Origin of the sequence: Gardnerella sp. DNF00038, assembly GCF_049262855.1 — a bacterium.
Taxonomy (GTDB): Bacteria; Actinomycetota; Actinomycetes; order Actinomycetales; family Bifidobacteriaceae; genus Bifidobacterium; species Bifidobacterium vaginale.
On the sequence record NZ_CP058407.1, the window covers coordinates 180,126 to 192,078 of the forward strand.

General features: G+C 42.8%; 9 protein-coding genes. 5 read left to right on the top strand and 4 right to left on the bottom strand.

What is annotated here, in order from left to right:
- Nucleotides 1-166: 166 nt before the first annotated feature.
- Nucleotides 167-1,684: a formate--tetrahydrofolate ligase gene (locus HXT19_RS00690; RefSeq protein WP_248912274.1), complete on the top strand. Its 1,518-nt coding sequence runs from the start codon at nucleotides 167-169 to the stop codon at nucleotides 1,682-1,684.
- A gap of 394 nt (nucleotides 1,685-2,078) precedes the next feature.
- Here the strand turns inward: HXT19_RS00690 and HXT19_RS00695 are convergent, their stop codons facing one another.
- A complete protein-coding gene (locus HXT19_RS00695; RefSeq protein WP_048731022.1) occupies nucleotides 2,079-2,924 on the bottom strand; it encodes an alpha/beta hydrolase in 846 nt (281 codons plus the stop codon).
- 155 nt (nucleotides 2,925-3,079) lie between these two features.
- Here HXT19_RS00695 and rsmI point away from each other — a divergent pair, with 155 nt between their 5' ends.
- Nucleotides 3,080-3,973, top strand: a complete 894-nt coding sequence (rsmI, locus tag HXT19_RS00700) for a 16S rRNA (cytidine(1402)-2'-O)-methyltransferase (RefSeq protein ID WP_009994267.1) — start codon at nucleotides 3,080-3,082, stop codon at nucleotides 3,971-3,973.
- On the opposite strand, the gene HXT19_RS00705 is transcribed toward rsmI, so the two are convergent.
- Both HXT19_RS00705 and HXT19_RS00710 read right to left on the bottom strand, forming a co-directional pair.
- On the bottom strand, nucleotides 3,968-4,279 hold the full coding sequence (locus tag HXT19_RS00705; protein WP_004113848.1) for a hypothetical protein: 312 nt from the start codon (nucleotides 4,277-4,279) through the stop codon (nucleotides 3,968-3,970). The genes rsmI and HXT19_RS00705 overlap by 6 nt on opposite strands.
- On the bottom strand, nucleotides 4,269-5,123 hold the full coding sequence (locus HXT19_RS00710; RefSeq protein ID WP_032833861.1) for a hypothetical protein: 855 nt from the start codon (nucleotides 5,121-5,123) through the stop codon (nucleotides 4,269-4,271). The genes HXT19_RS00705 and HXT19_RS00710 overlap by 11 nt, the downstream gene beginning before the upstream one ends.
- 209 nt (nucleotides 5,124-5,332) lie before the next feature.
- On the opposite strand from HXT19_RS00710, the gene metG reads away from it, so the two are divergent.
- Nucleotides 5,333-7,198, top strand: a complete 1,866-nt coding sequence (metG, locus tag HXT19_RS00715; RefSeq protein WP_421780383.1) for a methionine--tRNA ligase — start codon at nucleotides 5,333-5,335, stop codon at nucleotides 7,196-7,198.
- A gap of 851 nt (nucleotides 7,199-8,049) precedes the next feature.
- Here the strand turns inward: metG and HXT19_RS00720 are convergent.
- Entirely contained in the window at nucleotides 8,050-9,489 is a 1,440-nt protein-coding gene (locus HXT19_RS00720; protein ID WP_004112753.1) for an aminopeptidase C, read from the bottom strand.
- 486 nt (nucleotides 9,490-9,975) lie between these two features.
- On the opposite strand from HXT19_RS00720, the gene HXT19_RS00725 reads away from it, so the two are divergent.
- Together HXT19_RS00725 and HXT19_RS00730 are read left to right on the top strand one after the other, a co-directional pair.
- A complete protein-coding gene (locus tag HXT19_RS00725; RefSeq protein ID WP_004138444.1) occupies nucleotides 9,976-10,959 on the top strand; it encodes an ABC transporter permease in 984 nt (327 codons plus the stop codon).
- Between the two features lie 27 nt (nucleotides 10,960-10,986).
- Nucleotides 10,987-11,934: an ABC transporter permease gene (locus HXT19_RS00730; protein ID WP_004113854.1), complete on the top strand. Its 948-nt coding sequence runs from the start codon at nucleotides 10,987-10,989 to the stop codon at nucleotides 11,932-11,934.
- Nucleotides 11,935-11,953: the final 19 nt, after the last annotated feature.

Below are 11,953 nucleotides of genomic sequence, written 5' to 3' on the forward strand. Positions count from 1 at the left end.
TAATATTGCTATACCACGCCCATGCAATCGTATAGTATAAAAATTGTTCATTTACATTAGCTATGCGCGTTTACTATTGAGCGTTTATTGGGCATCTGTTATTGAACGTTTGTTATTGAACACTATTGGGCATCTACTAGGCTTTTTGCTTATGAAAGTGGGGAATATGAGCATTCTTGATTCGTTTACTACGCAATTTGGATTAGTTAAAAAAATAGACGCCTTCGGATTTATGGATTATTTAAAGAAGAATCCAAGTGAGCAAAAAAAGCACGGTAAAGTGCTACTCGTTACAGCTGATACTCCTCTTAAGGCTTCTAGAGGAGAAGGCAAAACAACTACCACTATTGCGCTGGTAGACGCGTTGCGCGAACGCGGGGTAGATGCGGCGGCTGTTTTGCGCCAGCCAAGCATGGGCATTACTGCAGCGGGTTCAAAAGGCGGCGCTAGCGGCGGCGGAAAGTCCTCACTTTCGCACCCTGAGCTAATCGATTGGGGATTGTGCGGAGAAATGGCTGCCATTGAATGTGCGCAGAATTTGCTTGTTTCTTTTGCAGAAAAAGCGATTGACGAGGGTATTTTAGACACGATTTTAGTGCCGCGCGTAAGTGAAGTACCTTCAAGATCTTTGCGTAGTATTGCTGTTGACTTTGGCAAGAGCACGGTTGCGGAGCGCGTTGTGTTAACGCCAACTTGTGAGCTTATGCAAATTGTAGTGCTTTCGAGAAGCATGGAAGAAATCGCAAATCGCGTTGCTGCCATGATTGCTGGCACAAAAGATGGGAATCCTGTTAAATTTGGCGATTTTGTTGACTTGTGGCGAATCACAAATATTCTTGCCGATGCTGTAAAGCCTGCAAAAACTGAGACGATTAATGGTTCTCCGATTTATGTTCATTGCGGGCCATTTGCCAACGTATCTCTTGGTATTCCAAGCCTTGTAAGCGTTGAAATGGCTTGTGCGTTGCACGATGTTGTTGTTGTGGAAGCAGGCTATGGCACGGATGCTGGTGCGCAAAAGTGGCTAGATATTGCTGCTCGCGAATTTGGCGCAAAGTGGCCTGCTGCTGCGGTTGTTGTTACTCGTGCAACTACTTGGCGAGATGACGAAACGCTTGCGTGGCGTTACCCGTTCCACGTTTCGCGCCTTGAGTCGCTTGATATTCCTACTTTCCCTCTGATTAATTTGTGGGAAGGGGAAGATGGACAAGTTCCAGATTTGCTTGAGCAAGCTAAGACTTTGGGATTCCGTAAGCCGATTGTTGGTAATCTTTTCCGAGATGGCGGAGATGGCTTGGCGGATCAGCTAGACGATTTTGTGTCTGTGATTACCGCTGATGCTGAAACGAAAGTTCCAGAAAGTAGGCGAGGAAAGTCGCTTCGCGAGCGCATTAATCTGCTTTGCTCCGAGGCGTATGGTGTGCCTGCTGAGCGCGTAATCGACAAAGCAGGTTTTGCTGATTCGTTGAAGGAAGCGCAGGATTTGTGCAATAAGGCTGGTGTTGATTTTGATAGCTTGGCTCTTGTTGCTGTAAAGTCGCCAGCAACCATGACTGATGACGATCACGCGCCTGAAGATTCTCGCACTGTAACTTTAAAGAAAGTAGAAGTTCACGCTGGAGCTGGGGTTGTTCAAGTCAACCTTACGACTTCACTAACAACTCCAATGCCAAAAATCGTGTGATTTTTCTCAACTATTTCCGTTTTTTGTAGTTAGACACGCTGATTAGAGCTACAAAAAGCGGAATTGTTTTCCCGAGTTTGTACCAAATTTGACCTAAATCACGTACAATCTCGGGCAGGTCGTCGCGCAAGTGAGGTGGAGATTCGAGATTTTTCGCACTGAATGAGATGAACCTCAGCATGAAATGGTGATTCATCGAATGAAGAAGAAAAATCGAGAATCTCGGTGATGAAAGATACGCAAAAGTTTTAGATATTCAGAAGGTTTGATGTATTTCTATACGAGCAATAAAAGAGGAGCGTAGCGACGGGAGTTGCGAGGAGAGAAATACTCAAACCTCGCGCAATACCAAGCAATGGAACCGCGCTACGCTCTAAGCTCGAAGACAGGTCGATTAGCACGCAAATGTGCGACGAAGCCAATCGCAAGCAAGATCAATCCACTGCTGAACTTCTGGTTGTACAAACTCAGGAATCACTGCGCCATTTTCATCGCGCTTAGCAGTTTCTTTAACAGCCAAAGCCAAGCCGTGCGGACCCTTAGGGAACAAATGTGCTTCCACGCTTACGCCAGCTTTAACACAAGCATTAATAAACATAATAGAGTTTTGAATTGGAACCGTTTGGTCTGTAATCGTTTGCCAAACGAACACAGGTGGAGTCTTAGAATCAACGTGGTTTTCAAGCGAAAGCTGTTCAACGAGTTGCGCGCGAGTGTTAGAATCTACGCTTCCAAAAAGACGGTCGAAAGTTGGCTTATGCGCGTATTCGCCAGCGGAAATCACTGGGTAAGCAAGCATAAGAGCGTTTGGTCGAACGCCATTTGCGTTGTATCCATTTGCTTCTTCAACATCGTCGCTAACGCTAGTCGCAAGATTTGCGGCTACATGACCTCCTGCAGAGAATCCAATAATCGCCACTTTTTGCGCATTTACATGCCATTCTTTTGCATTATCGCGAATCAATTGCATAGCTTGTGCTGCTTCCAAAAGCTGAGTCGGGTGTGCACTAGGCACAAGAGAATAGCGCAGAACAAATGCGTGGAATCCAGCAGCAGCAAACTTCATAGCAACAGGTTCTGCTTCGCGATTAGAAACGCGCAAGAATCCGCCGCCTGGCAAAATCAGCACTGCTGGGCGTGTTTGATCCCCTTCGCTATCTAAGTTGTCATCTAAAACATATCCAGTAAGAAGCGCGTTGCTACCGTCAATGCCTTTAATTTGGCGTTCTATAATCTTCATGGTATCTCTTTTCGTTTTGCTTATTTGCAATTCATGTTAAGCATAATTACTAAGCGCAATTACTAAGCATAATTCTAATCAAATATCTTATTTTTTAAGTGCGTTATTTTATAAATTCGTGTAGAGTCTTAAGAGGTTTTATAAGGAGATTTAAGATGCGTAATGAAGAAGATAATTTAGGTAAAGTTGTTCTTGCAGCCACTCCTATTGGCAATATGGGAGATGCTTCATCGCGCTTGATTAATCTTCTAGAAACCGCGGATATTGTTGCAGCGGAAGACACGCGCAGGCTTTACGATCTTGCAAATCGCCTTGGCGTGCATGTTTCTGGGCAAGTTATTGCATATCATGATCACAATGAGCACAACAAGGCAGATGGCTTGCTGGATAAGGTTGAGCAAGGCAATACCGTTCTTGTTGTTTCCGACGCTGGTATGCCTACGATTAACGACCCAGGGCTTGCGATCGTTCGCCGTGCAATAGAGCGCGATTTGCCTGTTACTTGCGCTCCTGGGCCGAGTGCCGTACTAGATGCTCTAGCGCTTTCTGGCTTGCCAACAGACCGTTTTTGCTACGAAGGTTTTTTGCCGCGTAAATCTGGAGACAGACAGCAGCATTTGCGCTCGCTTCTTTCAGAGCGGCGAACAATCGTTTTTTATGAGGCGCCGCACAGAATTGCGGAGTCAATGGAAGATCTTCTTGCAGTTTTTGGCGCAGATCGCAAAATGGCGTTATGTCGCGAGCTTACAAAGGATTTTGAGGAAATAAGGCGAGGAACAATCTCTCAAATATGCAAAAGCGTAGAAAACGACCCTCCGCGCGGAGAAATTGTTCTTGTGATTGCGGGAGCTAGCGATGAAGAAATCAAGCAGCGAAACATTGATTTGAGCGTTGAACAGCTTGCGCAAATGTCTTACGATCTTTCGCAAAATGAGGGTTTGCGTATTAAAGATGCTATAACGCGTATTGTTTCACAAAATCCTCTTTCAGACGGTTCTTTTGCGAATCGTAAAGAAGTTTATGCTGCTTGTTTAAACATCAAGTCATGAAATCTGTTTCGCGTAATCGTAGCTTTCTAAAAGTACGTCTAAGCTATGCTTAACATCTGGACCGCCTTTCTGTGAAATATACTCCAGTATTTTTGCGTCAGCGGCTGGGTTTGCTATAACCCATTTTCGTAAGTGCGGAATGTTTCTCGCTATGTGCCAAAGTATTTCTTTGTCTGTATTTTCACAGCATGCTACTTGCTCTGTGAGAATGATTGGCGGTTTTGGTGGTAGATCTTTTGTTTGTGTTTTATGGAAATTTTCTGTATTTTCTTGTACTTGATTTAAATGTTCAATATTAATATTCATAAAAAATATCTTCCTGTTCTATAACGTTTTTTAGCCAATCTTTTGCTTTTTGCGCTCCTGGAAAATGTGGGTTGCTATTTATGATTTTTTCGCATTCTTTAAAGCTTGTGCCATATTCTTGAATCAGATTGAAAATTGTGTCTTTTTTGCGTATCTCGTCGTAAATATTTTTAGACGGTGTTAATGCTATGTCGCAGATTGTTCGAGCAGGAGATGTTATGCGCAAATCTTTAATCACCTTTTGTTCTCTCTTCAACAATTTTCGTCTGAATACTCGTAATGGATGGTCATGTGGTACTACGCGATAATGGCTGCCAGAGATAACGTCTAATATGTTTGGAATTGTTCCTCCAAGCCAAATCCATGATGCTGTAAACATGCATGCTGCAGAGTCTCGTGGTATTAGCTTTTTGAGTATTTTGCACCGCCCCTCAATGGACTTTGCAGTGGAATGTGCAAATCCGCTTCTTATTGACAATCGTTCAAAAGCTCCGAATTTAGATAATTTCTTCATGCACAATGGTCCTGGCAGATGCGTTGTGTCTAGTAAGGTTGGAAGATTTTTACTAATGTCAATGTGTTGATTTTTATTGTCGTAATTTTCAAGAATTATTTTTGTTTCTTGAGCTATATCTTTAGTCGTACTGTATTTATTCGCATCATAGTTTCTGCTTTTTGAAGTCTGTCTTGAAGTCTTTTTTAAATTTTTAGCGATTGGCTTGATTGTGGGTTTATCTGTTCTTTTATTTGTTCGCTTATCGGTTGTTTTGCATGTGTATTTACTTGTAGTATTAGTCGAATTGTTAATAGTTTTGTTTGCAATAATTTCTGCTTCGTTATTCATAATCCCTCCTTTCTTGTTAGACATAATGATTGGGAATAATTTTTTAGACATATGGTTTTAGACAGAATAGATACGTTTGTTCATGTTGTCCATAAGATTTTTGCGAAATGTGTAAAAGTGGATTTTTAAGCATTTTTACATTAAAAAATGTGCATATGTGTATATGTTTTTTATTAAGGTGTCCTCGCTGAACAAGATAATATTTGGCTATGAGTCATATTTTGGTGAATGTTGCATGGCCTTACGCAAATGGCCCTCGTCATATTGGTCACGTTGCAGGATTTGGTGTTCCTTCAGACGTGTATGCGCGTTATGAGCGTATGAAGGGCAATGACGTGCTTATGGTTTCTGGTACAGACGAACATGGCACGCCGATTTTAGTTGAGGCAGATAAAGAAGGCGTTAGTGCTCAGGAGCTTGCTAACCGCTATAATCGCGTGATTACTAAAGATTTGTGCGATTTGGGTTTAAGCTACGATTTGTTTACGCGCACGACTACAGCAAATCATGAGCACGTTGTTCAAGAGATGTTCCGTCAGTGCTTAAAGAACGGCTACATTTATAAGGGTACTCAAAAGGTTGCGATTTCGCCTTCTACAGGTCGTACTCTTCCAGATCGCTACATTGAGGGCACATGCCCACTTTGCGGCGCGGATGGAGCTAGAGGCGACCAGTGCGATGCTTGCGGTAATGAGCTTGATCCAGATGAGCTTATTAATCCTGTATCCAAGATTAACGGCGAAACTCCGCGATTTGAAGAAACAGAGCATTACTTCCTCGATTTGCCTGCTTTAGCTGATGCTAATTTAAGCTGGCTTAATTCAAGGGATGGTTGGCGTACAAATGTTATTAACTTCTCGATTGGATTATTTAAGGAAGTTAAGCCTCGAGCTATAACTCGTGATATTGACTGGGGTATTCCTGTTCCTGTAGAAGGATGGGTTGATAACCCGAATAAGCGCCTGTACGTGTGGTTTGACGCTGTTATTGGCTACTTGTCTGCATCTATTGAATGGGCACGCCGTCAAGGTAAGCCGGATGCTTGGCGCGATTGGTGGTGTGACCCTAAGTCTCCTGGCTATTACTTTATGGGCAAAGATAACATCACCTTCCATTCTCAGATTTGGCCTTCAGAAATGCTTGCATATAATGGCGCTGGCTCTAAGGGTGGCGAGGCTGGAGTTTATGGCCCGTTGAATATGCCTGAGCAAGTTGTTGCTTCTGAGTTTATGACTATGGAAGGCAAGAAGTTCAGTTCTTCGCGTGGAATTGTGATTTACGTGAAGGATATTTTGGAGCGTTATCCTGTGGATGCTGTGCGTTACTACATTTCTATTGCTGGTCCTGAAAATTCTGATGCCGACTTTACTTGGGCAGAATTTGTTCGTCATAATAACGAAGAGCTTGCTGCCAGCTGGGGTAATTTGGTAAATCGTGTCGCTAATTTGATTCATAAGAATTTCGGAGAGATTCCTGCTCTGGATGAAAATTCAATGACAGATATGGATCGCGCTTTGCTCGATCAAACCTCTAATGCTTTTGAGATTGTTGGTGGTTTGATTGAACGTCATCATCAGAAGAATGCGCTTAACGAGGCAATGCGTGTTGTGTCGGATATCAACAAGTACATTTCTGCAACTGAGCCTTGGAAGATTAAAGATGATGAAGCACGTCTTGGTACTGTTTTGCACGTTGCAGCTCAAGCTGTCTCTGATGCTAATCATTTACTTGCTCCATTCTTGCCACATTCTGCGCAAAAAGTGTGGGAAGCTCTTGGTGGTACGGGTGTGTTCTCTCCTCTGCCAAGAATTGAAGAGGTGACTGACTTAGATAATCCAGATTTTAAGTATCCGATTATTACTGGCGACTATCGTCTTGGAGAAACTGTTCACCCGTGGGAGAGTGAGGAATTAGTGACTGGTACGCCTGTCGCTAAGCCAACTCCGATTTTTGCCAAAATTCCTAAAGAGGCTATTGATGAGGAGCTTGAGCGTTTTGAATCTGCGCTTGCCGCTCGTCGTAAAGCTGACGAAGAAAGATTGGCTGCAGCTAAAAAATCACTAGAATCTAAGTGATTAAACGAAAAATTTTAAGTTATAGTGATGCATGTAACAAAAAATAGGTTGACTATCAGGATTTAAAAAATTTTTTAAGGAAATTTTTAGGTTATATGCGTGTTTTGCGAGAAAAGTGTGGTTATAATGAGTATTGCTGATGGTTATCCATCAGTGAGGTTCGTTCGCGAACCCCATAACTGAAACCTTCTTCTCTCTTTCTCTCTGCCCCGGTGGGTCTTCTCTTTCCCACCGGGCTTCTTTTTATCTTTTTTAACTGTTCGCCGCTTACCCTACCATTTGTTCCTTTATTTCTGCCAAGTGTGGTGGAGATTCGAGATTTTTCGCAGCTAGCGAGGCGAGCCTCAGCATGAAATGGTGACTCGCCGAGAGAGCAAGAAAAATCGAGAATCTCGGTGATCAAGCAATACGCAATTGTTCAAGTACGTAAGAGGGCTGGGTGATTCTTGGTCGAACAGTATAAGAGCGGCAGCCGATACCAAATAATCCAAATGATCAACCACTACAAACAAACTTCAACCCAAAAACAAAATCAAAACCAAATCGGAACAACCGCAACAACAGACTACACGTAAGAGGCAGAGCGTTGTGAGACAAGAATTACCCAGCCCTCGCGCAACAGTAAACAGAGAATGTCGCGAGCGTTATATTTGCATCACGAGCGAGACAAATATAACGAAATTAAGTCAAAAAACGTTACAAATATCTCATCAATGATGCAAATATAACGAAAATCAGTCAAAAAACGTTACAAATGACTCACGAGCGAGACAAATGTAACGAATCTGGGTCAAAAAAACGCAGACTGCGTTGCAATCTGCGTTTGTAAATCAGCTTGTGCTAAATCAAGTTTAGCGGCAGCGCTTTGTAAGTGGAATCCACGGATCAAGCATTACAGGCTCCTGATCCAATATTGCTCGCGTTGCTTCATCAAGATACTTCTTGTTAATAATGATTTCTGTAACGTAGCGGTCAAACCACTGTGCGGAGCCGACATAGTATCCGTCTTCGCCGTTATCTTTACCCCAGCTGTTTTCAATCTTCCAGCGGTCTGGCTCACCATCTTTGTTAAGGTTTACGCCAGTAAAGGTCATTGCGTGGTTGCCTGGGCAATCCATATATTCCAAACCTTTAGCTTTGTCGAATGTAAACTCTACATCGAATAGCTCGTCTACGCGCACAACTGCTGGGTCAAAGAACCCATCTTGCCTTAGCGAGAATTGCGTGCAATCGCAAGCAAACCAAATTGGGTGTCCGTCTTTTAGCTGATCGACAGCTGCTTTTCGGAATACTTCTAGCGCAACGTTTGCAAACTCCATTTCCTTCGTCTCAGCAACGTTTGTGGTGTATTTAAGCTGGTAGAGCTTGTTGAACGGAGTGTGTTCCATTGGGGAGTTGCACAAGCTCACAAAGTCGTTTACGTCAATTGGAACGTATTTCTTTGCGAATTCTAGTGGTGTTATTCCATATTCGCGAATCATTGGACGATCGTCTTTGCCAGTCTTTGGCTTATCGTCCTTCTTATCGTCTTCTTTGGCTTCGTTCTTTTTGTCGTCCTTTTCGTCTTTCTTATCGTCGTCATCTTTAGTACGTGCAATGAAGTCGAAACGCTCTGGTGGCTCGCCAAGTGCGATAGCTGTCATACGGTATACGGTTTCAAGGTCGCGGATTTTCATTTCGCGCAACTCTTCTATGGAAGTACCGTTCTTGTGTGCTTCGCGCAATTCAGCCGCGAATTCACGCAACTTGGTATTTATGTATTGTACGAATGCATCTGAGTCAATAGCATTCTGTGAATCTGGGTATGCGCTTTTTGGTACGAGTCCGTACTTGTTTACCAAGTTAACGAACATTTGCCACCATCCGCCGTCGTCGATCGGACCGTAGTTAATGTTTTCAAAGACTCGACTATCTAGGGTTTCGTCTAATGTTGCCAACACGTTTTCCAAGTACGCATTTGCCTTTTCAATCTTGTCCCAGAAGAACAGGTAGCTTTCGGAAAACTCGAAGTCGTCTAAATTCCACTTGTGCATTAATTCGTAACGCAAAGTGTTAAGGGAAGCGAACATCCAGCAACGTCCAGAGTGCTGTTGGTTTGTTATTGATCCTTGTTTTAATTCTATGGAGAAGTTGCGTGGTAAAGCGCGTTGTCCTTGATAGCTTGTTGCAGCTTTAAGAACGCCGCTTGCTACGGAAGCGTTTGCGGCTACTCGATTTGCTCGCTGTTCGTTAAAATGCTTGGAATATTCGCGCACGTTGTCTATGGTAACGGCTTTTACGTTTTCAGACATATATCTCCTTTTGTTGTTAGGTTGAAAATAAGCGAATAAGCGTTATTGTAGCGTGTTCAATGCACGAGTAGCGTTTTGCGTGATTTGTGCTTTTTTAATAGGATACTAGTAAAACTAATTGCAATGTGTTTTGTTAGTACGAAATGTTATTGTATTTACACTTTTATTACTATTTACGAAACTAATTTTCGTAAAATTTAAATAATTCCGTTAAATATTCTGATGTTTTGTTGATTTTGTGTATTAATTTTTGTGATAATTGATATTTATTCCGTATTATTGCATGTTTATTTTAAGCAATGTACATAGGTTAGCTAAAAATATACTAATTACATGTCCCATTTATGAGGGCTTACTTAAGTGTGCCTTGAGTATGCTTTTGATTTGCTTTTGCAACTGGGTATAGCAAACGATGGCAGTGTGCAAGCTTTAGGCTTGCAGTTACCAGATGGAGGTAACAATGGTTAGACGTAGAAAAGAGTCACAATGATACGATACATCGTTAAACGATGCCTGAATTATGTTGTGATGCTGTTTGTCTCCGTATCCATGACGTATTTCTTGGCAAGTGCTTTTATGGATCCGCGATCGAATTATATGTCTAGGCATCCGCATCCACCAATTCCTTCGATTAACCGTTCTTTGGATTTGGCGAACATTAACGACCAAACTCCAGTTATTACGAGATATTTGCGTTGGATTACTGGCGTTCTTACTCGTTGGGATTGGGGATTAAGCCCAGAGCAGGCTCCTGTTGGTCCTGCGATTGCGGCTCGTATTGGTGCGTCTGTCCAATTAGTTACTTGCGCAACTGTTCTTGGTATTGTTTTCGGTGTTAGTGTTGGCGTTTATACTGCTATTCGTCAATATAAGTGGCAAGACAGGGTTCTTAACTCTATTGCTACGTTCTTGCTTGTTGTTCCAGCTGCTGTGTTTGGATTGCTTATTGTGTTAGCTGCAATTAGCGTTAACAATGCTGCTGGCTCTCGTTTATTCTTTGTTACGGGATTGCATTCTTATCAAGGTTCTAACCCTATTGCTTTTGTTCTTGACTTCTTACAGCATTTGATTTTGCCGACAATTGTTATGACTGTTCCTGGCATGGTTGGATACCATCTTACGCAGCGCACTTATTTGCTTGACACTATGAATGCTGATTATGTTCGCACTGCTCGTGCTAAGGGATTGCCTTTGAACATTGCTATTCGTCGCCATGCTTTGCGTACTTCTTTGATTCCTACAGCTGTGGACGTCGCCTTCTCTATTGCAGGTGTGTTCACGGGTGCTGTGATTACTGAGACCGTGTTCGCAATTAACGGTTTGGGTAGCTATTTTGTGCAAACAATTTCTAATAATGACATTAATGGTTCTGTTGCTATTGCTGCATTCGGAGCTGTGTGTACTTTGGCTGGAGCTTTGCTGGCAGATATCTTCTCTGCTTGGCTTGATCCACGTATTCGCTTGAACTAATTGCAGAACAGTGTAGGTGTTATTGATATGAGTAAAAAAGATGTATCTTCAAACCTTCAAGAGTCTGCTGCAGACAAGAAGGCGACTGCTAATTCTTGGGGTAATTTTAAGCGCACTGGCAAGATTACGCTTTATACGCGTCGTTTCTTTAGGCGACCATCTGCCGTCGTTGGCTTGGTTTTGCTTGTGTTCTTGATTCTTCTTGCGTTGTTTGGATCTAAGATTAGTAAGTGGGGCTACGATGAGCCTGATTTTACGGCTCTTGCAACTCCTCCTAGCGCAGAGCATTGGCTTGGCACAACGCCTGGCGGTTCTGACATGTATGCAATGGTTGTTCGCGGACTTGGTCGCTCGCTTTCTATTGGTATTGTAAGCTCCATTTCTATTACAATTATTGCTGCTTTGGTTGGTACTGCTATTTCTTACTTTGAGGGTTGGTTTGAGCAAGTTGGCATGTGGGTTTTGGACATGCTTTTGATTGTTCCATCCTTCTTGCTTATTGCTTTGATTGTTAGCTCCGCGACTGGTGGCAATGATTGGCTTTGGCTTGCATTTGGTATGACTTCCTTTGGTTGGATTGGTTATGCTCGTACGCTTAGAACTTTGACTTTGAGTTTGCGCGAGCGTGAATATGTGCGCGCAGCCAAGTTTGAAGGTGTTTCTTCGTTCCGCATTATTGTTCGCCACCTTGTTCCAAATCTTGGTTCTGTATTGATTATTAATACAGTTCTCGGTGTTATTGGTGCAATCAACGGCGAAACCGCATTGAGCTTCTTGGGTCTTGGTATCAAGGCTCCAGATACTTCTTTGGGTACTCTTCTTAATGTTGGTCAAAGTAGCGTTATGACCTCTCCTTGGGTTCTTTTGGTTCCTTCTGCGGTTTTGGTTATTTTGACTTTCTCTGTTCAGCTTATTGGCGATGGTCTTCGCGATGCGATTGATCCATATTCTAGGTCTGTTGGTAAGGCCGAGTAAGGCTTGTTGGAGGTTTAAA